The following is a 26453-nucleotide window of genomic DNA, read 5'->3' as shown; positions in this document are numbered from 1 at the left end:
CACGCCTTCTCAGTTTGCCAGTGCGTAGAGCAGAGATAAAAAAAAGCCGACCCGAAGGTCGGCTTTGATGTTGCTTATGACTTACTCAACGGGCTGCGGGCGCGTTGCTGGCGCAGTCGCCTGGTGCGTGGCGCTGTGTCCACCTGCGGCACCTTTACCTTCAAAGGTGAATTCCGGGCGTTGCCTGTCACTATGACGCGGCGCTTCAGGCACATATTCTGGTGCAGGAGCACGGGTCATCGGGGCGGCCGCGTGGCTGTGAAGATGTTCTGCGTCAACGCGGGTTGCGACAACTTCAGCCTTAACGACTGCGTCTTCGACGACAGGTGCGGCAACAACCTCTTGCGGCGCGGCAACTTCTTCATCCACTGGCGCTGTTTCCACAACCTCGGCAATCTCTTCAGCCACTTCAGGCTGAGAAATAACAACCTCCGCAGATTCTTCGACAACCGGCGCAGCCACGATTTCAGCGACAGGTTCGGCTTTCGCCGCGGTATCCTCAGCAACAGGCGCGTCAGATTCAGCGATAATTTGCGGTTGTTCCTCGACCGGAGTAGCGATGACTTCCGGATGCGTGGTTTCAACGACGGTAGCCTGAGGTTCAGCAATGACCACCTCTGGCTGTACGGTTTCAACCGAAGCAGGGGCGTTCACAATATGCTCAACGACAGCTGCAGCAACCTGAGGCTCTACGGCGACAGGTGCTGTTTGCCCCTGAACCGTTTCCTGCTCGTGCTGCTCTGCAACCTGCTGATCCTGAGGACGAGCAACAGGGTAGCGGATCCAGACTTTACCGGACGCTAATTCTGGAGATGCGCAGGCAACCGTTAACGGCATCGGCGACTGAACCGGGTAACGCTCGTCACGATAGCGACGACGGCGTTGTCCACTGACGCGCAGATGGCGAGGTGAGCGACGGGAACGACGCGGCATACCATTAGAGTCACGCGCTTCGCTGTTGTCTTCCTGCTCAGTCGCAACGACGGCAGGCAGATCAACTTTCGCCAGTTCAGTACGCTGTGCCGGTACGGACTGTTCAGTTGGTTGAGCGACAGCCGTTTCAGTGACCACCTCGGCAGTCGCGACTTCGGCTTCAACAGCCGGGCTGTCTGTGTAACGAACTTTCTGAGTCAGCTGACGCTGTTTACGGCGAGTCTGAGGCTGACGAACGCGCTCTTCCTGCTCGGTATCCTGCGCAGGTTGTTCTGCCAGGTTCAGCTCTTTAACTTCCTGCTGCGCCTGACGCTTATCATCGTTGCGACGGCGGTTGCGCTCGCGACGCGGAGCCTGCTGGTCATCACCGGATTTCGCTTTGTCGGCGACCTCAGTAGACTGCTGGCGGTTATCGCGCGCTTCCGCATTTTGCTGCTGCGACTGACGGCGGTTACGGCGGTTGTCTTCACGGTTTTCGCCGCTTTCTGAACGCTCGTTACGGTTATCACGCTCGCCACGGTTGTCGCGATTATCACGACGATCGTTACGGTCGCGACGATTGTTCTGACGCGGTTTACGACGATCCTGCTGGCGATCGGTTTTCTCTTCAGCTTTCGGCGCAGGTTGTTCAACCGGTTTCACTTCTTCGCTACCGCTGAAGATGGACTTCAGTGCGCTGAAGAAACGGCTAATCAAACCTGGCTGTGCGGCGACGGCCGCGGTCGCTGCTGCGGCTTTAGGCGCGGCGGCCTTCGCAGTAGGTTCCTGCAAAGCAGGGGCTGGCGGCACCTCTGGCATAGCAAAGGTGGCCAATGCCGGCTGCTCTGGCTGTTTACGCTCGACGAACTCTTCTTCCGTCGGCAATGCCATCGCTTCTTCATGCAGTTTCGGCAGCAGGTAGCTCAGGGTTGGTGTTTCTTCCCCTTTGCGTACGCGCAGCACGGAGTAATGCGGAGTTTCCATCTGATCGTTTGGCACAATCACACAGCGCACGCCATTCTGACGCGTCTCGATGGCATTTACCGCGGTACGTTTTTCGTTGAGCAGGTAGGATGCGATCGGCACAGGAACAATAGCGTGAACTTCCTGCGTATTTTCTTTCAGCGCTTCTTCTTCGATCAGACGCAGAATAGACAGCGACAGTGATTCGTTATCACGTACGGTACCCGTGCCGGAGCAGCGTGGGCATACGTGATGGCTGGATTCACCCAGCGACGGGCTCAGACGCTGGCGGGACATCTCCAGCAGGCCGAAGCGAGAAATATGGCTGATTTGAATACGCGCTCTGTCCTGACGCACGGCTTCACGCAGACGGTTTTCAACCGCACGCTGGTGACGAACCGGCGTCATATCAATGAAGTCGATTACAATCAGGCCGCCGAGGTCGCGCAGACGCAGCTGACGAGCAATTTCATCGGCTGCTTCAAGGTTGGTGTTGAACGCAGTTTCTTCGATGTCGCCGCCGCGGGTCGCGCGTGCGGAGTTGATATCGATAGCGGTCAGCGCTTCTGTGCTGTCGATAACGATTGAGCCGCCGGACGGCAGACGCACTTCGCGCTGGAACGCGGACTCAATCTGAGATTCGATTTGATAGTGGCTGAACAGCGGGATTTCACCGGTGTACAGTTTGATTTTGCTGCTGAAATCCGGACGACCCAGCGCGGCGATGTGCTGACGCGCCATCTCCATAACTTTCGGGTTGTCGATGAGGATTTCGCCGATGTCCTGACGTAAATAGTCACGGAATGCGCGAACGATAACGTTGCTTTCCTGATGGATCAGGAACGGAGCAGGGCGGCTGTCAGCGGCTTTTTGAATCGCTTCCCAGTGCTTCAGGCGGAAACTCAGGTCCCACTGCAACGCTTCGGCAGATTTGCCGACACCTGCGGTACGCACGATAAGCCCCATGCCGTCAGGCAGTTCCAGGCTTGCCAGCGCTTCTTTTAATTCGGTACGGTCGTCGCCTTCAATGCGACGGGAGATACCGCCCGCGCGCGGGTTGTTCGGCATCAGAACCAGATAACTACCTGCCAGGCTGATAAAGGTGGTCAGCGCAGCGCCTTTATTGCCGCGTTCTTCTTTATCGATCTGAACAATGACTTCCTGACCTTCGCGCAACACGTCTTTAATGTTGGGACGACCATGGGAGTTGTAGCTAGCGGGGAAGTATTCGCGGGCAATTTCTTTTAACGGAAGGAAACCGTGACGTTCAGCGCCGTAATCAACAAAAGCAGCTTCCAGACTCGGTTCAATACGGGTAATTTTGCCTTTATAGATGTTGGCTTTTTTCTGTTCGTGTCCAGGACTTTCGATATCCAGATCGTACAGACGCTGCCCATCTACAAGGGCGACACGCAACTCTTCCTGCTGAGTCGCGTTAATTAACATTCTTTTCATCGTAACTTACTCATTATTCTTACATTGACGACTAAGCTGCGGGCAGAGTAATGCCTTTCCGGGTGTGAACCGATGGCCTCGTGTCTATTCGCGTCGCCAACCTCACGGTTATCGTCAGCTCAAAGAGGCGCAGAGTGTCGGTTGCCTGTATTTCATACGGAAACACAGCGCAATTATCAGGGGAACAGTCTGGGTGTTACTCTCCAGAGAAGCTTCCATTGTGCTTATCGTCTTTCACGCTGTGGGTGCGTTGGCTTCATCTTCTTACCCCAACCACTTACAGGAGTAAGCACCTGGGGTTCCCAGACTTGCCGCCTTCCTACAACGCGAAATCTATAGAGCACTTACCGGTAAGGACTGCAACCCGCAGCCCGCTAACTGCCTGAAAGATCAATACGTCTTACGCCATTGCTGCGTTGATGATCGGTCGGGCAAAATTGGGTCATTCCGGAAAAGGTCTTGTTTTAACAAGATTCAACACGGAAACAACCTCATTATTCCACTGCTAACCTTGTTATAGCAAGATGACTTTTGCCATTTATCACCCGGTTACTCACAGTTTTTTCACTTCCGCGTAGTGATTGCTTTAATAACCACCAAATCGGCTATGTCAAACTTAAGTAATAAGGTATAGCAGTTAATATAAGCATAGAAAAATGTGTGGCGCGAATCTTGATGGCTATTTAAAATCGGCCCCCATGAAAACAGAGACTCCAGCCGTAAAAACAGTTGCCATTACTGCCGACGAAGCAGGGCAACGCATCGACAACTTTTTGCGCACCCAGCTCAAGGGTGTGCCGAAAAGTATGATTTATCGCATTTTGCGTAAAGGCGAAGTGCGGGTGAACAAAAAACGCATTAAACCCGAGTACAAACTCGAAGACGGGGACATTGTGCGTATTCCACCTGTACGTGTCGCTGAACGTGAAGAAGAGGCCATTTCACCGAATTTGCAGAAGGTCGCGGCGCTGACCGATGTCATTTTATATGAAGATGACCACATTCTGGTGCTTAACAAGCCTTCAGGTACGGCCGTGCATGGTGGAAGCGGATTAAGCTTTGGCGTCATTGAAGGCTTACGTGCGCTGCGCCCGGAAGCGCGTTTCCTTGAGCTGGTGCATCGCCTCGACCGGGATACCTCCGGCGTGCTGCTGGTGGCCAAAAAACGATCTGCCTTGCGTTCGTTGCATGAACAACTGCGTGAAAAAGGCATGCAGAAAGACTACCTCGCGTTGGTACGCGGCCAGTGGCAGTCCCATGTCAAAACCGTGCAGGCCCCGCTGTTAAAGAATATTCTGCAAAGCGGCGAGCGTATCGTGCGGGTGAATCAGGAAGGCAAACCATCGGAAACACGCTTTAAAGTGGAAGAGCGTTACGCGTTTGCTACGCTTGTGCGCTGCAGTCCCGTGACCGGACGCACGCACCAGATTCGCGTGCATACGCAATATGCCGGACATCCGATTGCCTTTGACGACCGCTATGGCGATCGTGAGTTCGATAAGCAACTGGCGGATACCGGGCTGAGCAGGCTCTTTTTGCACGCCGCAGCGTTGAAATTTACTCATCCGGGGACGGGTGAAGTAATGCGTATTGAAGCACCAATGGATAAGCAATTGAAGCGCTGCCTCGAGGTGTTACGCAGTAAAGGCTGATGCGCATTGATATTATCGCGCATTACCTGTAGACCTGATGGCGTTGTGCCTATCAGGCCTACAGGATTAGGCCTAAACAGCCGTCAACCCGTCAGGCTTTTAACGGGTTCATATCTTCTCGTCGCAGCATTTGACACAGTGCGATTAGCGGCAAACCGATTAAGGTATTTGGGTCGCGGCCTTCCAGGCGCTCAAAAAGTGCAATGCCCAATCCTTCGCTTTTAAAACTACCGGCACAATGCAGCGGGCGCTCTTTGCGCACGTAATCTTCAATTTCCGTTTCGCTTAAGTGACGAAAATGGACGTCGAACGGTTCAACTTCAGTTTGTAAATGTCCGGTCGCAGAATTATACAGCGCCAGTCCGGTATAAAACGTCACAATATTGCCACGGGCTTTGAGTAACTGCTGGCGTGCATTTTCTTCTGTTAACGGTTTGCCGGTTATTTCACCATCGAGAACACAAATTTGATCGGAACCAATAATAAGGTGCGATGGATAACGGTGGGCGAGAGATTGCGCTTTATTCTGCGCCAGTCGCAAGACTAAGTGCCGGGGGGCTTCGCCTGGTAACGGCGTTTCATCAACCTCTGGTGCTGCGCATTCGAACGGGATTGCCAGTTTTTCTAGTAAAGCGCGACGCCAGGGAGAGGTAGAAGCAAGAATAAGTTGAGGCATATTTTTTCCCTCGCATATAGCGTATTGATGAGAGCCATTTTAAACTATGGACTTCGTCCTACAAGCTGGCTGTAATGGCTTGTGTTGAGCGATTTTAAGTCGATGACCCGCAATGTGTGCGAATTATTGGCAAAAGGCAACCACAGGCTGCCTTTTTCTTTGACTATATGACGTTACAAAGTTAATATGCGCGCCCTATGCAAAAGGTAAAATTACCCCTGACTCTTGATCCGGTTCGTACGGCTCAGAAACGCCTCGATTATGAAGGTATCTATACTTCTGATCTGGTTGAGCGTGTCGCCGATTCTGTAGTCAGTGTGGACAGTGATGTGGAATGCTCCATGTCGTTCGCTATCGATAACCAGCGCCTTGCCGTTATAACCGGTGATGCAAAGGTGTCGGTTACGCTCGAATGTCAGCGTTGCGGGAAACCGTTCCCACTTCATGTTCACACAACATATTGTTTTAGTCCTGTCCGTTCTGACGAGCAGGCTGAAGCACTCCCGGAAGCGTATGAGCCGATTGAGGTTAACGAATTCGGTGAAATCGATCTGCTTGCAATGGTTGAAGATGAGATTATCCTCTCCTTGCCGGTAGTTCCGGTGCATGATTCTGAACACTGTGAAGTGTCCGAGGCGGACATGGTCTTTGGCGAATTGCCTGATGAAGCGCAAAAACCAAACCCATTTGCCGTATTAGCCAGCTTAAAGCGTAAGTAATTGAGGAGTAAGGTCCATGGCCGTACAACAGAATAAACCAACCCGTTCCAAACGTGGCATGCGTCGTTCTCATGACGCTCTGACCGCAGTCACCAGCCTGTCTGTAGACAAAACTTCTGGTGAACAACACCTGCGTCACCACATCACTGCCGACGGTTTTTACCGTGGCCGTAAGGTAATCGCTAAGTAATCACGCATGACTCAATGACTTTCCTACTACGGTGAGAAAGACAAAGAGTACACGCGTGATGAAGCTTAGTGAGGCTTTCCCCGGGTAACTGGGGAAACACCTAACCGGGCAGCGACGATACCTTGACACGTCTAACCCTGGCGTTAGATGTCATGGGGGGAGATTTTGGCCCTACCGTGACAGTGCCTGCAGCATTGCAGGCACTGAATTCTAATTCGCAACTCACACTTCTTTTAGTCGGGGATCCCGATACAATCACGCCATTACTTGCCAAAGCTGACTTCGAACAACGTTCACGTCTGCAGATTATCCCTGCTCAGTCAGTTATTGCCAGTGATGCCCGGCCCTCGCAAGCTATTCGCGCCAGTCGTGGAAGCTCAATGCGCGTTGCCCTGGAGCTCGTGAAAGAAGGTCGAGCGGAAGCCTGTGTGAGCGCCGGTAATACAGGTGCGCTAATGGGACTTGCGAAGTTATTGCTCAAACCCCTTGAGGGGATTGAGCGTCCTGCGCTGGTGACGGTTTTACCCCATCAGCAAAAGGGCAAAACGGTGGTGCTGGATTTGGGTGCCAACGTGGATTGTGATAGCACGATGTTGGTGCAATTTGCCGTCATGGGTTCCGTGCTGGCAGAAGAGGTGGTTGGAATTGCCAATCCCCGTGTTGCGTTGCTCAATATCGGTGAAGAAGAAACCAAGGGTCTCGACAGTATTCGGGATGCTTCTGCAGTGCTAAAAACAATCCCTTCTATCAATTATATCGGCTATCTTGAAGCCAATGAGTTACTGACTGGCAAAACTGATGTGTTGGTCTGTGACGGCTTTACAGGTAATGTCACATTAAAGACGATGGAAGGTGTTGTCAGAATGTTCCTTTCACTGCTGAAGTCTCAGGGTGAGGGCAAAAAACGGTCGTGGTGGCTGCTGTTATTAAAACGTTGGTTACAAAAAAGCCTGACAAGGCGATTTAGTCACCTCAACCCCGACCAGTATAATGGCGCCTGTCTGTTAGGATTGCGCGGCACGGTGATTAAGAGTCATGGTGCGGCCAATCAGCGAGCATTTGAAGTCGCGATTGAACAGGCAGTGCAGGCGGTGCAGCGACAAGTTCCTCAGCGAATTGCCGCTCGCCTGGAATCTGTATACCCAGCTGGATTCGAACTGCTGGACGGTGGCGAAAACGCAAACTCGCGAGCACACAGATAACCGTGCGTTTGTGAATGCTGCCAACGTATCAGCGATTTGCTCGTGGCGGTATATAACCAAAAAGTGACTGAGCGTACATGTATACGAAGATTATTGGTACTGGCAGCTATCTGCCTGAACAAGTGCGTACTAACGCCGATTTGGAAAAAATGGTTGAGACATCTGATGAGTGGATCGTCACTCGCACAGGTATCCGTGAACGCCATATTGCAGCGCCAAATGAAACAGTTGCGACGATGGGCTTTGCCGCCGCAAACCGTGCAATTGAAATGGCGGGCATCGACAAAGAACAAATTGGTCTGATTGTGGTTGCCACCACATCATCCACACACGCATTTCCAAGTGCGGCATGCCAGATCCAAAGTATGCTGGGGATCAAAGGCTGTCCGGCGTTTGACGTTGCAGCCGCTTGTGCCGGTTTCACCTACGCCCTGAGCGTTGCCGACCAGTACGTTAAGTCTGGCGCAGTGAAGCATGCTCTGGTGGTTGGCTCAGATGTCCTCGCTCGTACCTGTGATCCAACCGATCGCGGGACGATCATTATTTTCGGCGATGGCGCAGGTGCGGTTGTACTGAGCGCATCAGAAGAGCCCGGCATTCTCTCTACGCATCTGCACGCTGATGGTCGCTATGGCGAACTGTTGACGCTGCCTAATGCCGATCGCGTGAACCCGGAAAACCCGATCCACCTGACGATGGCGGGTAACGAAGTATTTAAAGTCGCGGTGACCGAGCTTGCACACATCGTTGATGAAACGCTGGAAGCAAATAATCTCGATCGTTCTGCACTGGACTGGCTGGTACCGCATCAAGCAAACCTCCGCATTATTAGCGCAACCGCGAAAAAGCTGGGTATGTCGATGGATAATGTTGTCGTGACGCTCGACAGACATGGCAATACCTCCGCGGCCTCCGTACCGTGCGCGCTGGACGAAGCCGTCCGCGACGGGCGTATTAAAGCTGGGCAGTTGATATTGCTTGAAGCCTTTGGGGGTGGATTCACCTGGGGCTCTGCGCTGATTCGTTTCTAGTATAAGGATTTAAACATGACGCAATTTGCATTTGTGTTCCCGGGGCAGGGTTCCCAGACCGTTGGGATGTTGTCTGAAATGGCAGCAAACTACCCAATTGTTGAAGAAACTTTTGCTGAAGCATCAGCTGCGCTGGGCTATGATCTGTGGGCGTTGACTCAGCAGGGACCGGCCGAAGAGCTGAATAAAACCTGGCAGACGCAGCCAGCACTGTTGACTGCCTCTGTTGCGCTTTATCGCGTATGGCAGCAGCAGGGTGGTAAAACACCTGCGCTGATGGCTGGTCACAGCCTGGGCGAATACTCTGCGCTGGTGTGTGCGGGTGTTATCGGTTTTGCCGATGCCGTACGTCTGGTTGAACTGCGTGGCAAATTCATGCAGGAAGCGGTACCGGAAGGCACTGGCGGCATGTCTGCTATTATCGGTCTGGACGACGCTGCTATCGCTAAAGCGTGTGAAGAGTCTGCCGAAGGTCAGGTGGTTTCACCGGTAAACTTTAACTCACCGGGTCAGGTGGTTATTGCCGGGCATAAAGAAGCCGTAGAACGTGCCGGTGCAGCCTGTAAAGCGGCTGGCGCTAAGCGTGCTCTGCCACTGCCGGTCAGCGTTCCTTCTCACTGCGCGCTGATGAAGCCTGCTGCTGAGAAACTGGCTGTTGAACTGCAAAAAATCACTTTTAACGCGCCGACTGTTCCGGTTGTGAACAACGTCGACGTGAAGTGCGAAACAGACGCAGACGCTATTCGCGATGCGCTGGTTCGCCAGCTGTACAGCCCGGTTCAATGGACTAAAACCGTTGAATTCATGGCGTCCCAGGGCGTAGAGCACCTGTATGAAGTTGGTCCGGGCAAAGTTCTGACCGGTTTGACGAAACGTATTGTTGACACCCTGACTGCTTCGGCAATGAATGAGCCGGCGGCATTATCTGCGGCGCTAGAGCAATAAAAGAGGAAGACCATGAGTTTTGAAGGAAAAGTCGCGCTGGTTACCGGTGCAAGCCGTGGCATTGGCCGCGCAATTGCTGAAACACTCGTTGCCCGTGGCGCGAAAGTTATCGGTACTGCAACCAGCGAAAGCGGTGCGCAGGCCATTAGCGATTACTTAGGTGCAAATGGTAAAGGTCTGATGTTGAATGTGACCGATCCGGCATCTATCGAATCTGTTCTGGGAAATATTCGCGCAGAATTTGGTGAAGTCGATATCCTGGTCAATAATGCCGGGATTACTCGTGATAACCTGTTAATGCGCATGAAAGATGACGAGTGGAACGATATCATCGAAACCAACCTGTCATCTGTTTTCCGTCTGTCAAAAGCGGTAATGCGAGCTATGATGAAAAAGCGTCATGGGCGTATTATCACTATCGGTTCTGTGGTTGGTACCATGGGAAATGCGGGTCAGGCAAACTACGCTGCGGCGAAAGCGGGTCTGATCGGCTTCAGTAAATCACTGGCGCGCGAAGTTGCGTCTCGTGGCATTACTGTAAACGTTGTTGCTCCGGGCTTTATTGAAACGGACATGACGCGTGCGCTGTCTGATGATCAGCGTGCGGGTATTCTGGCGCAGGTTCCTGCGGGTCGCCTTGGCGGCGCTCAGGAAATCGCCAGTGCGGTTGCATTTTTAGCTTCTGACGAAGCAAGTTACATCACAGGTGAGACTTTGCACGTCAACGGCGGGATGTACATGGTTTAACCACGAGATAAAAAAATTTGCGTTATTAGGGTGAATGCCCTCAAAATAACGTAAAATCGTGGTAAGACCTGCCGGGATTTAGTTGCAAATTTTTCAACATTTTATACACTACGAAAACCATCGCGAAAGCGAGTTTTGATAGGAAATTTAAGAGTATGAGCACTATCGAAGAACGCGTTAAGAAAATTATCGGCGAACAGCTGGGCGTTAAGCAGGAAGAAGTAACCAACAATGCTTCCTTCGTTGAAGACCTGGGCGCAGATTCTCTTGACACCGTTGAGCTGGTAATGGCTCTGGAAGAAGAGTTTGATACTGAGATTCCGGACGAAGAAGCTGAGAAAATCACTACCGTTCAGGCTGCCATTGATTACATCAACGGCCACCAGGCGTAAGTGAACATCTCCAGGCGGTCATTCGACCGCCTGAGTTTTATCTTTTTATCCCACTTGAATTATTTTCCCTCCCTGGAGGACAACCGTGTCTAAGCGTCGTGTAGTTGTGACCGGACTGGGCATGTTGTCTCCTGTCGGCAATACCGTAGAGTCTACCTGGAAAGCTCTCCTTGCCGGTCAGAGTGGCATCAGCCTGATCGACCATTTCGATACTAGCGCCTATGCAACGAAATTTGCTGGCTTAGTAAAGGATTTTAACTGTGAAGACATTATCTCGCGCAAAGAACAGCGCAAGATGGATGCTTTCATTCAATATGGAATTGTCGCTGGCGTTCAGGCCATGCAGGATTCTGGTCTCGAAATTACGGAAGAGAACGCTCACCGTATTGGCGCCGCTATCGGCTCTGGTATTGGCGGTCTCGGATTGATCGAAGAAAACCACACCTCTTTGGTGAATGGCGGTCCACGTAAGATCAGCCCGTTCTTCGTTCCGTCAACGATTGTTAACATGGTGGCAGGTCACCTGACCATCATGTACGGCCTGCAAGGGCCAAGCATCTCCATTGCGACCGCCTGTACTTCAGGTGTGCATAACATTGGTCATGCAGCACGTATCATTGCATACGGCGATGCAGACGCGATGGTTGCGGGTGGTGCAGAAAAAGCCAGTACCCCGCTGGGTGTGGGTGGTTTTGGCGCGGCACGTGCGCTGTCTACACGTAATGATAACCCGCAAGCGGCAAGCCGTCCGTGGGATAAAGAGCGTGATGGCTTTGTGCTGGGCGACGGCGCAGGCATGGTGGTACTGGAAGAGTACGAACATGCGAAAGCGCGTGGTGCAAAAATCTATGCTGAAGTCGTTGGTTTTGGCATGAGCAGCGATGCTTACCACATGACGTCACCACCGGAAAATGGTGCGGGCGCTGCGCTGGCAATGGTCAACGCACTACGCGATGCGGCTATCGAAGCGGGTCAGATCGGCTATGTCAACGCGCATGGCACGTCTACTCCTGCTGGCGATAAAGCCGAAACCCAGGCAGTGAAATCTGTCTTTGGCGATGCGGCAAGTCGTGTGATGGTAAGCTCCACTAAATCCATGACCGGACACCTGTTGGGTGCGGCGGGCGCGGTAGAGTCTATTTTCTCTATCCTGGCGCTGCGCGATCAGGCTATTCCGCCAACCATCAACCTGGATAACCCGGATGAAGGTTGTGACCTGGACTTCGTACCTCACGAAGCGCGTCAGGTTAGTGGTCTGGAGTACGCACTGTGTAACTCCTTCGGCTTTGGCGGGACTAACGGTTCGTTGATCTTTAAACGCGTTTAGTTATTTACACTGCAAAAAAGCGGAGCGCCCAGGCGCTCCGCTTTTTTTTCTTGTGTTTACTGATAGGTGAAGGTGAGCTGTACGGTAGTACGAAACTCACCCGCTGTTACCTGGCCGGTTGGCGTGTACATTCTTGCTGAAAGTGGAAACACGACGTTATGGCTGCTATCAATGCTAACCTGATAAACAGCTCCTGGTGAGATCTCGGTGAGATGATCTCGCGTCATTATTTGCAATGCCATTCCGCTTGCATCACCCTGAGTATTCGCAAACTTGGTGGCATCGTCATTGTCTACTTCGCCACTGAAAAGGGCGGTTACTTTTGTTGTTGATGCAGGGCAGGCAGAAAGCGTTAGCTCAAAGTCCTGCCATTCACTGGTATCACCGATATTAGGGTAATCAACGGCGCGCGCCTGTTCGAAATTAACCGTCTGATCGACCGTGTTAGTATCCACTGTACAGGCGGAAGCGACGACAGTACCACTCAGATTGATGTCCGTAGCTTGTACGGATTGTATGCCGCTTACTGCCCACAAACAGGCCAAAACAGGCAGCACTTTGTTTATCTGTTGCACCATTTTCCCATCCTGAATTACTGGTAGGTAAAGGTAGCTTGTACTTGGCCGACGATAGTACCTGGCATCACGTTACCTTTGGATACTGCACGGGCGCGCATTTCCAGGTCATAGGCGTGGGTAGCACTGGGAATCGTGACGTTGGCAAGAGAAGCACCATTTTTGTATACAGCGTTACCGACATTATCGGTGAGTTCAAGTTTGAGGTTGGTCGCTGTGCCCGTGTTTTGGTAGAAATCCGGGTCTGTGTCTGCGGTTCCAGCAAACGACACAGTGAAAGAGCTGGTTGATGCCGGGCAGTTGGTTAATTTTAAGATAACGTCTTTCCATGCTGTTGCACTGCCGGCGGTCGCGAGGTCGTTAGCTTGAATGGACGTACCTAAATCGACGGCAAGAGAAGTATTACTACTGTTAACCACACACGGTGATGCGATAACCTGCCCGGTAATGTCAATATTCACAGCCTGGCCCGCCTGGCTGGTGGCAGAAAATAATCCACTGCAGGCCAGAATAAATATTGTCGCTGTTTTTCCATTGATAATTTTCATACGCAGTCCTTTTAATTATAGGTTACTTGAAGCTCAATAGCTGTTTTTACAATACCGGCAGTGACAGTTTCGGTATTATCAATAAAATATCCCACTTTAAAATCAGGGATGTCATAATTACCGGAACCGTCATAATTATTGATTGCAATAGCGCTATTCGCCGGATGCGGTGTTCCATCCGTATTTTGCAGTTGTATATAAACATTGCTTGCATAGCCTTGCCCAGTCATGGTGTTTAACACACCATTTGCTGCATTATGGGTTCCATAAACAGCAGTGAAACGATAAGAAATACCATCAACAGCGCCAGGGCAAGAATTTAAAGAAATTTTTGGTGCTTGAATAACGTTTTGTGCACCATTTTGCAATTGATTGCCATATAAGTTCGGAAGATTAATTTCGCTTGGCGCAGCAATAATACATGCATCAATCGGAATGTTTGAATATATACCTGACAGAATAAGTCCGGAGCTTTTCGGGAGTGACGCTATTTCAGTCGCAGACCCATTATGGATGTTTAGCGTTACATTTGGCAGAGTGGTTACTTTTCCCGCAGGTACTTTTTCAAGTAATCTGACCAAGCGATACTTGAGGTGGTAGTAACCGCCGACACTGTATGTTCCCGAACCGCTAGTCTTCGTTAGATACAGGGGATAGTTAGGTGCGGTTATGCTTTCCAAAGAATTTAAGACATTCCCTAATGTGCTGGGAGCAGCAACAAGATATTGCACCCCGATACCAGGATTATTCGTAGCCCAAGTAACGCCATCACCTAGCAGAGTGCCATTAACTGTCAGGTCTATATAGGCATCCCGATTACTATAAGGGAGGGTATACATTAAAATTGAGCCTCTGTCAGTCCAGCCGCTTACACCACCAACCGCAGCAGGGATATGCAAAGGAGCAAGCGCATAATTCATGGTACCCCAGTCGACTCTGGAGACATAATCTGCCAATGCCGGTGTAATATTCAATAAGCAACTCGCAGTCAGGGTCACAATGGTTAATAGCTTCTTCATATATTATTTCCTGTTATCGGCAGTTTGCTTTGACTACAATGATATTACTAGTCGGTGCACTGTTCGGTAATTGCCATTGCGCCTGGCACTGCTCATTCGTTCCACGTCCCCATTTTGCTGTGACTGTACCCGCGTCTTTCATCCCCGTGAGGTAGACAATACCGCCATCACCCACAATGGAACCAGATGTATTTGGTGTACTGCTGTCCGTAACCATTGCACCGAATGGAACGTTCTCTCCGTTGCTACGAACTAAAGTCATCAGCACGCGTTTGCCAATTCGAGTATCAAAATGCGCTCGAACTATTGCACCACGGGTAGGGGTGATTGTTTGGGTCGTCAGTTCAATATCTGCGTCTTCGGGGAGTGTTTCAGTGTTCAACGAGATTGTGCTTTCGCGGTAAGGCGAAACATACGGAACGACGGTATAACCCCGAAAATCGGTTTTAACACCGTTCTGATTGTTTATCGCTACCCCTTCCGTTCCCGGCGCTTCTACCAGTACAGCGGTTTCACCGAGCGCCTGACTCAGTGTGATACCGTGGGCATGGGCCACCATTCCGCCTTCAATACCGTAGCTCACGCGTTTTTGGTCATGATCGTAGCTGTAGGCAGAGTTAAGGCGTGCGTAGGTTCCCTGATAATCCAGGCTAGCGTAACCACCGCTGCCTTCACCATGATTAGTTTCGCTTTCCTGCACATTCCAGTTCAGGTTACGTTCTTCCAGCGCTGAGCCGCTCAAGCCGACCGTATGGCTGGTATCGCCTTTTTTGCTGGTATTGAAACCATAGTTTGCGTAGCTGTTGCTTAACCAACGATCAAGAGGGATATTCATGCTGAGCGAGAACACCTGATCTTCGTTGTATATCTTTTCATGCTCATAGTTACGACTGCTACTACTGTTATCGGTGGTATTACGGTTATAGCTATAGTTGAGGTTCCAGGAGATGCCAGCCCAGTTGTTGCTGTAACCCACGCCAATGGATTGCATCTGACGATCGCTGTTCCAGTAATCTTCACTTATCGCATTCAATGACAGCGAACCCAGGCTTTCACCTATATTCTGGTTGAGCTGAAATTCGGCCCGATTACGGCGGCGATGATTATTGGTTCGCCATTCATCATCACGCCAGGTGTCGAGAACTTCCTGTAGGGTGTAGTAGCCTGAGGTCGAATAGCGATAGCCTGAAATGGAAATATTCGTACCGGTTGCGAGGATGTTTTTGCTGTAACGAATACGCCAGGACTGACCTCCTTCTTTATCCTGATCTTTCTGTGTTGACCAAGCCTGGGTTCCATCAAGGGAAACTGCACCTAACGTACCGAAGTTCTTACCAAACCCGGAGAGCAGTGACTGGTAGTGTTGCGAGAACTGCCCACCACCATAGACCGTAAATCCATCCGGAAGGCCATAAATGACCGATGCCTGAGTAAACATCTCTTTATCAATATCGCTGTCATACGGGCGATATTGTCCGCTGGTCAGGTTGTATTTCAGACGACCTTCACGCTGTAGAACGGGGAGGGAGGCGAATGCCACAGTCTGATGCTGTTCGCTGCCGTCAGCTTCTTTGATGGTGACATCAAGGTCACCGCTGCTGCCGGTTGGGTACATGTCGGTAATTTCAAATGCACCGGGGGAGACATAACTTTGGTAAATGGTGTAGCCATTCTGTTTGATAACGACCTGGGCATTTGTTCGCGCAATGCCTCTTACCACGGGCGCATATCCGCGAAGACTGTCGGGTAACATGTCATCATCTGAAGCTAACTGTATACCGCGAAATGGCACGCTGTCGAACATATCTGAAGGCGCGGTGCTGTCGCCCAGAGTTAACTGGCCTTTAAGCGAAATAACGTCGTGCTGGGCATAGGTATAGAGTGAATCCCAGCTTTCCTGAGCGTTGCCGTCATTGACGTCACGATTCCAGGTACTGTAGTTGCGAATGCGCCAGGACCCGATATTTAACCCAGGCTGGAGACTCAAATAATAACTTTCGTAATCGCTCATGTCGTTAGTGCGCGCTTGGGTATCCGCACCGGTAAAGTTGTAGTTGAGCAGTAGAGCATTAATCCCTGCGTCGAACCGCTCTGGGGCGATGTAGCCTCGTGCGAGGTTATCGATGGCGGCTTGAGGAATAGAAAACAGCAATTGCTGGCGCTCAAATGCAAATTCTGCGCTGGCCTGGGGAATTGCAGAGAGGTTAGCGCAGTCGCCGTTGGCGGCTAATCGTGGGAATGCCTCAGTACGGATACCAAACTCGCGCAGCATATCGATACTCAAACAAGGCTGCAAGGTGGATTCACCCTGTGCATTTTTGTGTGTCACAAAGTCAATATTACGCACACCTACTGAGGTTTTGTTGACTATCACGTCAACACGATAAGTACCGGGTAACTGACCGATGCCTTCTTCAAAGGCTGAGAGGTCCGTTAACTCTTTTCCTGGCCCATCAATCCCTAACAGTGCAGGGTTAAAATAATCGCGAGCCATCGCGGAGTGAGAAATTGGCAGCATACACTGTAGCGCAATAAACCACGCTAATCGGCTAAATTTCATGTTTTTTTTAATACTATTTGCATTCATTCCGATGTCCTTTCGGCGGAGTAATCACCTTGCGCCAGAATTAACGCGAGCGGTGTTCCGCTCCTGCGGAACCGAAGTCATTGATAATGACCCAACTGATATCACCACTGGCACCTGCTGGAAGGGTAAAAGTGGCGCGACTCATTGGTGCGACATAGCTGGCGTCTTTCACCGTGCTGCCACCCACTTTGACGGAGCTAAAGTTCATGTAGTACGGTGTTGGGTTGGTAACGGTGACTGAATTGCCGCTGCGCTGCCAGGTCAGTTTGTCGGTGAATTTTTCAGGCTGTTCAGTCAGCGATTGCGGCCGATAGATCAATTTAATGCGTGTTTTTACGGCAATTTGCAGCGTGTTCGCGCTGTCATTTTTTTCGGTCGCTGGGATGGATTTGATATTCATCCAGTACAATGATTCTCTATCTTCAGGAAGGTTGCCACCAGCGCGAATAATACGCAGCGTGTTTTCCTGCTCCGGGCCTAAGCGAAAAAGTGGTGGGGTAATCATAAACTGCGTTTTATCACCGTTTTTTTCCCCCGTGTCGCTCCAGGACTGGATTAAATAAGAGGTTTTATCCGGGTTTTTAACGCTAATCGAGGTCTCCTTTTTATCGCCTTTGTAAATAATTCGTGTTCCACCGACAATAATCCCGGCCTGCGCGGAACTCATTACTAGTAGCAGCGCCGCGACAGTAAAAGGAATAGATTTCTTCATGTGTTCTACCTCGAAGAATAAAGCCGGAGCAACCCGGCTTAGTTAATTACTAATGATGGGGATTAATTTCAGCGCAATTAGTTGTAAGTCAGAGTAAAGTTGACCGTACCGTTTGCATCACCAGCGGTGACAGCTGATTTTGTTGAAATATAACGGGCAAAGAAGTCGAGTTCAGTTTCTGCTGCTGCATCAGCATTGATAGTGACTGCATTAGAAGCAGTCCCCAGCGCTAATGGGGTGCCATCAGTGTTCAGTAACTGGATAGCTACGCCATCCGCTACGCCTGTGTTACCATAGTTGGTCAACTGAAGATAATCGTTATCGGTTATATCAGGAGTACCGTCATATTTTACAGCGACGGGTTTACCTAGCAGATCTGCCGGACAGGCGGACAGTACCATAGAGAATTTAGTTGTCGCAGCCGTATCGCCGGCGTTGGTAAATGCAGTTTTAGCTACTTCGCCCAGTTTAACGTTCTGGGTGCTGGTAACGGAGCCGTTAATCTGGCAACCTGCTTCAATAATTTTACCGGTGAAGTTTACTTGACCATCCTGGGCCATTGCAGAAGATGCGACACCCATAAAACCCAAAAACGCGACAGCAGCCAATTTTCCTTTCATTATAAAAATCCCTTTGAATTGATGTAAAAATTAATTGATATATATTTACCTTAACGTAAATATACGCTGGAAGTATGCCGTAATGTAATAGGTATTAACACAAATAATATCTTAAGATTGATTTCATTTTTTCTAAATACATTAAAATTTAGTATTGTATTTGTTTTTTGTATTTAACCTGTTTACGTATGTCTTTTTTTTATTGGGGTATTTCGTCTCGATGACGTTGATATGATATAGATTGTTCTGTTGGTGTTCGTTCCGGAAAACATAAATGATGCCGATAAAATGCTTGCGAACCCTGCCTTCACCTGACAATCTGAGATATAAAATTCGGAGGGTGAATGTATCTTATCAATGGTGAGCCGATTGAGCGCGTGGCGGTAAACGATCGTGGACTGCTCTTTGGGGATGGTTGTTTTACAACGGCACGTATTATTCATGGAAATATTACGTTGTTTTTTTCCCATTTAGCTCGTCTCGAAAAAGCCTGTGCGCGGCTCGCGATCCCATTTCTCGACTGGGCTACGTTAGCGGAGGAAATGCGTCTTGTTGCGCGCACACAGCAAGACGGCGTGCTTAAAGTCATTATTACTCGTGGGGTCGGTACGCGTGGCTATAGCACAGTAGGTTGCGTGCAGCCCACGCGAATAATCAGCACCTCCTCATACCCCACGCATTACGCCCGCTGGAAAGCCGAGGGCGCAACCCTTGCGCTTAGCCCGGTTCCGCTGGGACGTAATCCTTATCTCGCGGGTCTCAAACATTTGAATCGCCTTGAACAGGTGCTGATCCGCGCTCATCTTGAGCAGACAAACGCCGATGAGGCGCTGGTCCTTGACAGCGAAGGGTGGCTTACGGAATGCTGTGCCGCGAATTTATTCTGGCGCCGGGGAATGGATGTGTTTACCCCGTGTCTTGATCAGGCGGGCGTTAACGGTATTATGCGCCAGCACATTATCAGGCAGCTCGCCGCTTCGCCATATCGGGTGGCTGAAGTTGCCGCTCGCCTTGAGACGCTGGTCGATGCGGACGAAGTTTTTATCTGCAATGCACTGATGCCGATTGTTCCGGTGCAAAAATTTGAGGGCCAACGCTGGCCGTCGCGCGAACTTTACCAATATTTAGCCCCACTGTGTGAGTTGTCTGATTAGCATGAAGAAATTGTTAGGCGTTTTATTATTGTTGCTGGTAGTGATGGGTATCGCTGCCGGGTTCGGCGCGTGGAAAGTTCGCCAACTGGCGAACAGTACGCTACTCATCAAAGAAGAGGCTATTTTTTCCCTGAAGGCAGGCACCGGGCGTCTGGTGCTGGGCGAGCAACTTTATCGCGAAAAAATCATCAATCGTCCGCGTGTGTTCCAGTGGCTGCTGCGTGTGGAACCCGAACTGTCGCATTTTAAAGCCGGAACCTACCGTTTTACGCCCGACATGACAGTCCGGGATATGTTGCAACTGCTGGAAAGCGGTAAAGAGGCGCAGTTCCCGTTACGTCTGGTTGAAGGGATGCGTTTGAGCGACTACCTCAAACAGCTTCGTGACGCCCCGTACATCAAACATACGCTGAGCGATGATAATTACGAGACCGTTGCTCAGGCGCTGAAGCTGGAGAACCCGCAATGGGTAGAAGGCTGGTTCTGGCCAGATACCTGGATGTATACCGCCAATACAACCGACGTGGCGTTGCTAAAACGCGCGCATCAGAAAATGGTTAAAGCGGTAGACTCGGTCTGGGAAGGGCGCGCTGAAGGCCTGCCTTATCAGGACAAAAATCAGCTGGTAACCATGGCCTCTATTATCGAAAAAGAGACTGCGGTTGCCAGCGAGCGTGACCAGGTGGCTTCCGTCTTTATTAACCGCTTACGGATTGGCATGCGTTTACAGACCGATCCGACGGTGATTTACGGGATGGGGTCACGGTATAATGGCAAGTTGTCGCGTGTGGATTTAGATACCCCGACCGCCTATAACACCTATACCATTACGGGGTTGCCGCCTGGCCCGATTGCCATGCCGGGAGAGGCCTCATTGCAGGCCGCGGCGCATCCGGCAAAAACGCCGTACCTCTATTTCGTGGCTGACGGTAAAGGCGGTCACACGTTTAACACCAATCTTGCCAGCCACAACCGGTCCGTGCAGGATTACCTGAAAGTGCTTAAGGAAAAAAATGGGCAGTAACTATATCGTCATCGAGGGCCTGGAAGGCGCCGGAAAAACCACCGCGCGTAACGTGGTGGTAGAGACACTTGAGCAACTCGGTATTCGTGACATGGTTTTTACCCGCGAACCGGGGGGAACGCAGCTCGCGGAGAAACTAAGAAGTCTGGTGCTGGACATTAAGTCGGTGGGTGACGAGGTCATCACTGACAAAGCTGAAGTTCTGATGTTTTACGCCGCGCGCGTACAGCTGGTCGAAACCGTTATTAAACCTGCGCTGGCAAAAGGCGCATGGGTAATTGGCGACCGTCACGATTTGTCGACCCAGGCGTATCAGGGGGGCGGACGCGGCATCGATCAAAACATGCTGGCAACCCTGCGCGATGCTGTGCTCGGTGATTTTCGCCCGGACCTGACGCTCTATCTGGACGTGACTCCAGAAGTCGGATTGAAGCGTGCCCGTGCGCGCGGCGAGCTGGATCGTATTGAGCAGGAATCTTTCGATTTCTTTAATCGCACCCGCGCGCGCTATCTTGAACTGGCTGCCAAAGATGCCAGCATTCGTACCATCGACGCTACGCAGCCGCTGGAAGCTGTGATGGCTGATATCCGCAATACCATCACCCAGTGGGTGCAGGAGCAGGGCGCATGAAATGGTACCCATGGTTACGGCCAGATTTTGAAAAACTGGTAGCCAGCTACCAGGCCGGTCGTGGTCACCATGCGTTACTGATTCAGGCGTTACCCGGAATGGGTGACGACGCGCTGATTTACGCGCTCAGTCGCTATTTAATGTGCCAGCAGCCGGAAGGGCATAAAAGCTGCGGACACTGCCGGGGCTGTCAATTGATGCAGGCGGGGACGCATCCTGATTACTATTCGCTGCTGCCGGAAAAAGGCAAAAGCACGCTGGGGGTTGATGCGGTACGTGAAGTGAGTGAAAAGCTGTACGAGCATTCACGCCTTGGCGGTGCGAAAGTGGTGTGGATCCCTGATGCTGCCCAGTTAACTGATGCTGCTGCCAATGCTCTGCTAAAAACGCTGGAAGAACCGCCGGCACAAACCTGGTTTTTCCTCGCCAGCACAGAGCCTGCGCGATTGCTGGCGACATTGCGCAGCCGCTGCCGGTTACACCATCTTGCGCCGCCGGCTGAGTCGTACGCTATCTCATGGCTCGCCCGTGAAGTGACCGCATCTCCAGAAGCGCTGTTGAGCGCATTACGCCTGAGCGCGGGTTCGCCTGGTGCGGCACTCTCGTTGTTACAGGCTGAAAGCTGGGCGCATCGCACAGATTTTTGTGCGGCACTGGCAAACACATTAAACGCAGGTGACTGGTATATCCTGCTCGCGGTGTTAAACCACGATCAGGCCGCCGCCCGTTTACACTGGCTGGCAACGTTGTTGACGGATGCCTTGAAGCGTCCGTATGGGGTTTCCCATTTAACCAATCCTGACGCGCTGGACCTGATATCTTCTATCGCAGAACGGTTATCCGTCGCCCGGATACAGGCGATACTCGGTGACGTTTGTCATTGTCGTCAGCAGTTGCTGAACGTAACAGGCGTAAACCGTGAGCTGGTGTTAACCGATCTTATCCTGCGTATTGAGCATTACCTGCAACCAGGCACCGTATTGCCTGTTCCCCATCTTTGAGAGAGACATTATGTTTTTAGTCGACTCACACTGCCATCTTGATGGCCTGGATTATCAATCTCTGCATAAGGACGTGGATGACGTGCTGGCGAAAGCAGCCGCACGCGATGTGAAATTCTGTCTTGCCGTCGCGACCACTCTGCCAGGATACCGCAGTATGCGCGAACTGGTCGGTGAACGTGACAATGTGGTGTTCTCCTGCGGCGTGCATCCGTTAAATCAGGATGAAGCCTATGATGTTGAAGACCTGCGCCGTTTTGCCGCCGAAGAGGGCGTTGTGGCGATGGGGGAAACCGGGCTGGACTATTTCTATACGCCGGAAACAAAGGTGCGCCAGCAGGAATCTTTTATCCATCATATTCAGATTGGCCGTGAGTTACAAAAGCCAGTTATCGTGCATACCCGCGATGCGCGGGCCGATACGCTGTCTATTCTGCGCGAAGAAAAAGTGACGGATTGTGGTGGCGTACTACACTGTTTTACAGAAGACAGAGAAACGGCGGGCAAATTGCTGGACCTCGGATTTTATATCTCGTTTTCCGGCATCGTCACGTTCCGTAACGCAGATCAGCTCCGTGATGCCGCCCGCTATGTTCCTCTGGATCGGTTGCTGGTTGAGACGGATTCTCCCTACCTTGCGCCTGTACCGCATCGTGGAAAAGAGAACCAGCCCGCCATGACCCGTGACGTTGCGGAGTATATGGCCGTAGTGAAAGGTGTTGCCGTTGAAGAACTGGCGCAGGCAACCACTGATAACTTTGCCCGCCTGTTTCACATCGACGCTTCTCGCCTGCAATCCGTTCGTTAACTGACTTTTTTTAAAGCTCGTAATTAATAAGCAAAGCGAGTAAAGTTCACCGCCTCAAAATGGGCGGTGAATAACCGGTTTGACACATTCAGAAACGCATTTTATCGGAATGTGCGGATTTTACGGCCATCCACGACTGAATTGTGATAGCCGTCAAACAAAAACAAACTGAATTATTTTACTCTGTGTAATAAATAAAGGGTACTTAGATGCCCTGTACACGGCGAGGTTCTCCCCCCTCGCTAATGCGTGAGAACGTAGAAAAGCACAAATACTCAGGAGCACTCTCAATTATGTTTAAGAATGCATTTGCTAACCTGCAAAAGGTCGGTAAATCGCTGATGCTGCCGGTATCCGTACTCCCGATTGCAGGTATCCTGCTGGGTGTCGGTTCCGCTAACTTCAGCTGGCTGCCAGCCGTTGTATCGCACGTAATGGCAGAAGCAGGCGGTTCTGTTTTTGCAAACATGCCGCTGATTTTTGCCATCGGTGTCGCGTTAGGCTTCACCAATAACGACGGCGTATCTGCACTGGCATCCGTTGTTGCCTACGGCATTATGGTTAAGACCATGGCTGTTGTTGCGCCGCTGGTTCTGCATTTACCTGCTGAAGAGATCGCAGCTAAACACCTTGCTGATACGGGTGTTCTCGGGGGGATTATCTCCGGTGCGATTGCAGCGTATATGTTCAACCGTTTCTACCGTATCAAATTGCCTGAGTATCTTGGCTTCTTTGCGGGTAAGCGCTTCGTTCCTATCATTTCTGGTCTGGCCGCTATCTTCACGGGTGTGGTTCTGTCCTTCATTTGGCCGCCGATCGGGACTGCTATTCAGACGTTTTCCCAGTGGGCTGCATACCAGAACCCGGTCGTAGCGTTCGGTATCTATGGCTTCATTGAACGCTGCCTGGTGCCGTTTGGTCTGCACCATATCTGGAACGTTCCATTCCAGATGCAGATCGGTGAATACACCAATGCTGCGGGCCAGGTATTCCACGGCGATATCCCTCGCTATATGGCGGGTGACCCGACTGCGGGCAAACTGTCTGGTGGCTTCCTGTTCAAAATGTACGGTCTGCCGGCTGCCGCTATCGCTATCTGGCACTCTGCTAAACCAGAAAACCGCGCGAAAGTGGGCGGTATCATGATCTCCGCGGCGCTGACCTCGTTCCTGACCGGTATTACCGAACCGATCGAGTTCTCGTTCATGTTCGTGGCACCGATCCTGTACATCATCCACGCAATTCTGGCTGGTCTGGCATTCCCGATCTGTATCCTGCTGGGTATGCGTGACGGTACGTCGTTCTCCCACGGTCTGATCGACTTTATCGTTCTGTCCGGTAACAGCAGCAAACTGTGGCTGTTCCCGATTGTTGGTATCGGTTATGCGATTGTTTACTACACCATCTTCCGTGTGCTGATCAAAGCGCTGGACCTGAAAACTCCGGGTCGTGAAGATGCTACCGAAGATACCAAAGCGGGTGCGTCCGGCGAAATGGCTCCGGCCCTGGTTGCGGCATTCGGCGGTAAAGAAAACATCACTAACCTCGATGCGTGCATCACTCGTCTGCGTGTCAGCGTCGCTGACGTTGCCAAAGTGGATCAGGCTGGCCTGAAGAAACTGGGTGCGGCGGGCGTTGTAGTGGCGGGTTCCGGTGTTCAGGCTATCTTCGGTACTAAGTCCGATAACCTGAAAACTGAAATGGATGAGTACATCCGTCACAGCTAAGCAGTAAAAAGTTGGGGAGAATTAAGGCAGCCTGCGGGCTGCCTTTTTTAATGCATTAATTGGCCTGAACGCGAATCGGCGCAGTGGCGGCGAACAACCACGGACGAGCCTCTGCGTTCACGCGTGGGGATAACGTCTCTCTGACCTGCTGGTGGTAATCATCAATCCACTGCTTTTCAGCCTCACTTAGCAGATGCAGTTCAACCAGACTTAAATCAATTGGCACCAGCGTCAGCGTTGAGAAGCGACAGAAGCCAGGACGACTGTTGATAATCTCCACCTGATTCTCAATACGGATCCCATATTCTCCGGCCAGATAATAACCCGGCTCGATGGTAATGATATTGCCCGCGACCAGAGGCCAGGGGTTTACTTTTTTGGCAATGCGATGGGGCTGCTCATGGATCAGGAGCTGATGGCCTACGCCGTGTCCCGTACCGTGATCAAAATCCAGACCCAGATCCCACAGCGCCCGACGGCTAAAGGCATCCAGTTGATGACCCTGAGTGCCGCTGGGAAATTGCAGCGAGATAAGCGACAAAAAGCCTTTCAACACAGCGGTGTAATGCAGACGACGCTGCGGATCCTGTGGACCAAACGCGAGGGTGCGCGTTGTATCCGTCGTACCATTATGGTACTGGCCGCCGGAATCATTCAGATACATGGCCTGAGAGGTAATGGGCGTATTGGTTTTTTCGCTGGAATGGTAATGGCACATTGCGGCATTGCTGGCTGAGGCCGAAATCGTGTTGAAGCTTTGCTCGATAAATCCCGGCTGCTGCTGGCGAAATTCCAGTTGCCTGGCCTGCGCTTCCAGCTCAGTGACCGGATTGCCTGCCGCTTCGCGCAAGGGAACTTCATGCGTAAGCCATGCCAGAAAGTTAACCCAGGCCGCGCCATCTTGTTCATGGCATTCCCGATAGCCCGCCAGTTCAACGTCATTCTTGTGCGCTTTCATCAAGGTGATGGGATCGGGTGCCCATAAGACCTCGCCACCGTGTTCTACAATGGCAAAACGCAGCGCGACCGGGGCGTAGTCTTTATCGACCAAAAAGCGTTTCCCTTTGGCTAACTGCTGGCAGCGGGCAAGAAAACTCTCTTGTGGGGCCAGCGTGAGCGTATTCAGCAGTGCAGCAGGGAGCTGCTGGGTTTTGTTGCTATCCACAAACCATTCCAGCTCGCCGCTGCGATGGAGCAGGGCGAACGAAAACGGCACTGGCACCATGGGCAGATCGGAACCGCGCACATTCAGCAGCCAGGCAATGTTATCCGGTAGCGTGATCGCCAGAACGTCGGCCTGTTGTTGCGTGAGCAGATCCACGACGCGGGCACGTTTTTGTGTGCTGCTTTCCCCGCTGATTTCAATGGGCATTTCACGAATGATGCCGCAGGGTGCAGCCGGGCGGTCAAGCCATACCTGGTCGAAAGGATCTTGCTCAAGAGGCGCCAGCTCGCAATGGGTCGCCGACAGTGCTTCAAACTGGCTGTTGACCATCAGCAACGGTTCAAAACCGATACGCGCGCCCGCAGCAACGTGAGACTGCAAATAGTCGGCCAGCGGTTCGTCATGTAAATGGTGAATTTCAAAATCATCCAGCGAGACTTCATTGCGCACCTGGACCTGATAGCGTCCATCGACAAACATTAATGCGCGGTCGCGCAGGACCAACGCGAGACCAGCGGAGCCGCTAAAACCGGTCAGCCAGGCCAGCTTATTGTCATGCGGTGTACAATCTTCGCTTTGGTGAGCGTCGGCGCGCGGAACAATCATGCCATCCAGCCCTTGCGCTAACAGCAGGTTGCGCAGAGCGGAAAGAGGAGTTGAGTTGTGCATAG

Annotated in this window: 24 protein-coding genes; 15 read left to right on the top strand and 9 right to left on the bottom strand. The window is 51.5% G+C overall.

Annotated features, from left to right (window positions below; genetic code table 11):
* Positions 1–81: 81 nt before the first annotated feature.
* Positions 82–3330, bottom strand: a complete 3249-nt coding sequence (gene rne, locus HV237_RS14840; RefSeq protein ID WP_181541566.1) for a ribonuclease E — start codon at positions 3328–3330, stop codon at positions 82–84.
* A 698-nt stretch (positions 3331–4028) separates the two neighbouring features.
* Between rne and rluC the strand changes: the two genes are divergently transcribed.
* On the top strand, positions 4029–4982 hold the full coding sequence (gene rluC, locus HV237_RS14835) for a 23S rRNA pseudouridine(955/2504/2580) synthase RluC (protein ID WP_049259723.1): 954 nt from the start codon (positions 4029–4031) through the stop codon (positions 4980–4982).
* Positions 4983–5073: 91 nt separating this feature from the next.
* Here rluC and HV237_RS14830 read toward each other — a convergent pair whose 3' ends face one another.
* Positions 5074–5658 (bottom strand): nucleoside triphosphate pyrophosphatase, encoded by a 585-nt coding sequence (locus HV237_RS14830; protein ID WP_047359333.1) that lies wholly within the window; start codon positions 5656–5658, stop codon positions 5074–5076.
* 197 nt (positions 5659–5855) lie between these two features.
* Here HV237_RS14830 and yceD point away from each other — a divergent pair, with 197 nt between their 5' ends.
* From yceD to fabF, 8 genes are all read left to right on the top strand, one after another.
* The gene (gene yceD / locus HV237_RS14825) at positions 5856–6377 is read left to right on the top strand and encodes a 23S rRNA accumulation protein YceD (RefSeq protein ID WP_003036239.1); all 522 of its coding nucleotides are present in this window, start codon (positions 5856–5858) and stop codon (positions 6375–6377) included.
* A gap of 16 nt (positions 6378–6393) precedes the next feature.
* A complete protein-coding gene (gene rpmF / locus HV237_RS14820) occupies positions 6394–6567 on the top strand; it encodes a 50S ribosomal protein L32 (RefSeq protein WP_003036242.1) in 174 nt (57 codons plus the stop codon).
* Positions 6568–6689: 122 nt separating this feature from the next.
* A complete protein-coding gene (plsX, locus tag HV237_RS14815; protein ID WP_071601761.1) occupies positions 6690–7769 on the top strand; it encodes a phosphate acyltransferase PlsX in 1080 nt (359 codons plus the stop codon).
* Positions 7770–7846: 77 nt separating this feature from the next.
* Positions 7847–8800, top strand: a complete 954-nt coding sequence (gene fabH, locus HV237_RS14810) for a beta-ketoacyl-ACP synthase III (protein ID WP_016152639.1) — start codon at positions 7847–7849, stop codon at positions 8798–8800.
* 15 nt (positions 8801–8815) lie between these two features.
* Positions 8816–9745, top strand: a complete 930-nt coding sequence (gene fabD, locus HV237_RS14805; RefSeq protein WP_046274754.1) for an ACP S-malonyltransferase — start codon at positions 8816–8818, stop codon at positions 9743–9745.
* 12 nt (positions 9746–9757) lie between these two features.
* Positions 9758–10492, top strand: a complete 735-nt coding sequence (gene fabG, locus HV237_RS14800) for a 3-oxoacyl-ACP reductase FabG (protein WP_016152641.1) — start codon at positions 9758–9760, stop codon at positions 10490–10492.
* Between the two features lie 155 nt (positions 10493–10647).
* The gene (acpP, locus tag HV237_RS14795; RefSeq protein WP_000103754.1) at positions 10648–10884 is read left to right on the top strand and encodes an acyl carrier protein; all 237 of its coding nucleotides are present in this window, start codon (positions 10648–10650) and stop codon (positions 10882–10884) included.
* A gap of 85 nt (positions 10885–10969) precedes the next feature.
* Positions 10970–12211: a beta-ketoacyl-ACP synthase II gene (fabF, locus tag HV237_RS14790; protein WP_016152642.1), complete on the top strand. Its 1242-nt coding sequence runs from the start codon at positions 10970–10972 to the stop codon at positions 12209–12211.
* A gap of 56 nt (positions 12212–12267) precedes the next feature.
* On the opposite strand, the gene HV237_RS14785 is transcribed toward fabF, so the two are convergent.
* The 6 genes from HV237_RS14785 to HV237_RS14760 form a co-directional block, all read right to left on the bottom strand.
* Positions 12268–12789: a fimbrial protein gene (locus HV237_RS14785; RefSeq protein ID WP_047359332.1), complete on the bottom strand. Its 522-nt coding sequence runs from the start codon at positions 12787–12789 to the stop codon at positions 12268–12270.
* 14 nt (positions 12790–12803) lie between these two features.
* Complete coding sequence (locus tag HV237_RS14780; protein WP_047359331.1) at positions 12804–13334, bottom strand: fimbrial protein; 531 nt, start codon at positions 13332–13334, stop codon at positions 12804–12806.
* An 11-nt stretch (positions 13335–13345) separates the two neighbouring features.
* Positions 13346–14353, bottom strand: coding sequence for a fimbrial protein (locus HV237_RS14775; protein ID WP_047359330.1), 1008 nt, complete (start codon positions 14351–14353; stop codon positions 13346–13348).
* Positions 14354–14366: 13 nt separating this feature from the next.
* A complete protein-coding gene (locus HV237_RS14770; protein WP_047359329.1) occupies positions 14367–16940 on the bottom strand; it encodes a fimbria/pilus outer membrane usher protein in 2574 nt (857 codons plus the stop codon).
* Positions 16941–16980: 40 nt separating this feature from the next.
* Positions 16981–17652, bottom strand: coding sequence for a fimbria/pilus periplasmic chaperone (locus HV237_RS14765; protein WP_046274796.1), 672 nt, complete (start codon positions 17650–17652; stop codon positions 16981–16983).
* 77 nt (positions 17653–17729) lie between these two features.
* A complete protein-coding gene (locus HV237_RS14760) occupies positions 17730–18272 on the bottom strand; it encodes a fimbrial protein (RefSeq protein ID WP_047359328.1) in 543 nt (180 codons plus the stop codon).
* Positions 18273–18616: 344 nt separating this feature from the next.
* Between HV237_RS14760 and pabC the strand changes: the two genes are divergently transcribed.
* From pabC to ptsG, 6 genes are all read left to right on the top strand, one after another.
* Entirely contained in the window at positions 18617–19426 is an 810-nt protein-coding gene (pabC, locus tag HV237_RS14755) for an aminodeoxychorismate lyase (protein ID WP_046274794.1), read from the top strand.
* 1 nt (position 19427) lies between these two features.
* Complete coding sequence (gene yceG, locus HV237_RS14750) at positions 19428–20450, top strand: cell division protein YceG (RefSeq protein ID WP_046274793.1); 1023 nt, start codon at positions 19428–19430, stop codon at positions 20448–20450.
* Entirely contained in the window at positions 20440–21081 is a 642-nt protein-coding gene (gene tmk / locus HV237_RS14745) for a dTMP kinase (RefSeq protein WP_016156195.1), read from the top strand. Before yceG ends, tmk begins: the two co-directional genes overlap by 11 nt.
* A complete protein-coding gene (gene holB / locus HV237_RS14740) occupies positions 21078–22082 on the top strand; it encodes a DNA polymerase III subunit delta' (protein WP_047359327.1) in 1005 nt (334 codons plus the stop codon). Before tmk ends, holB begins: the two co-directional genes overlap by 4 nt.
* Positions 22083–22092: 10 nt before the next feature.
* A complete protein-coding gene (locus HV237_RS14735) occupies positions 22093–22890 on the top strand; it encodes a metal-dependent hydrolase (protein ID WP_016156196.1) in 798 nt (265 codons plus the stop codon).
* A 293-nt stretch (positions 22891–23183) separates the two neighbouring features.
* Positions 23184–24617 carry a PTS glucose transporter subunit IIBC gene (ptsG, locus tag HV237_RS14730; RefSeq protein ID WP_016152655.1) on the top strand — a complete coding sequence of 478 codons (1434 nt, stop codon included), beginning with the start codon at positions 23184–23186 and terminating at the stop codon, positions 24615–24617.
* A gap of 55 nt (positions 24618–24672) precedes the next feature.
* Here the strand turns inward: ptsG and HV237_RS14725 are convergent, their stop codons facing one another.
* Positions 24673–26451: an aminopeptidase P family protein gene (locus HV237_RS14725; protein ID WP_016156197.1), complete on the bottom strand. Its 1779-nt coding sequence runs from the start codon at positions 26449–26451 to the stop codon at positions 24673–24675.
* Between the last annotated feature and the right edge of the window lie 2 nt (positions 26452–26453).

The organism is Citrobacter sp. RHBSTW-00570 (assembly GCF_013739755.1).
GTDB classification, from domain to species: Bacteria; Pseudomonadota; Gammaproteobacteria; order Enterobacterales; family Enterobacteriaceae; genus Citrobacter; species Citrobacter braakii.
Note: the sequence above shows the minus strand (reverse complement) of the source record. Positions and strands in the feature narration are given on the sequence as shown.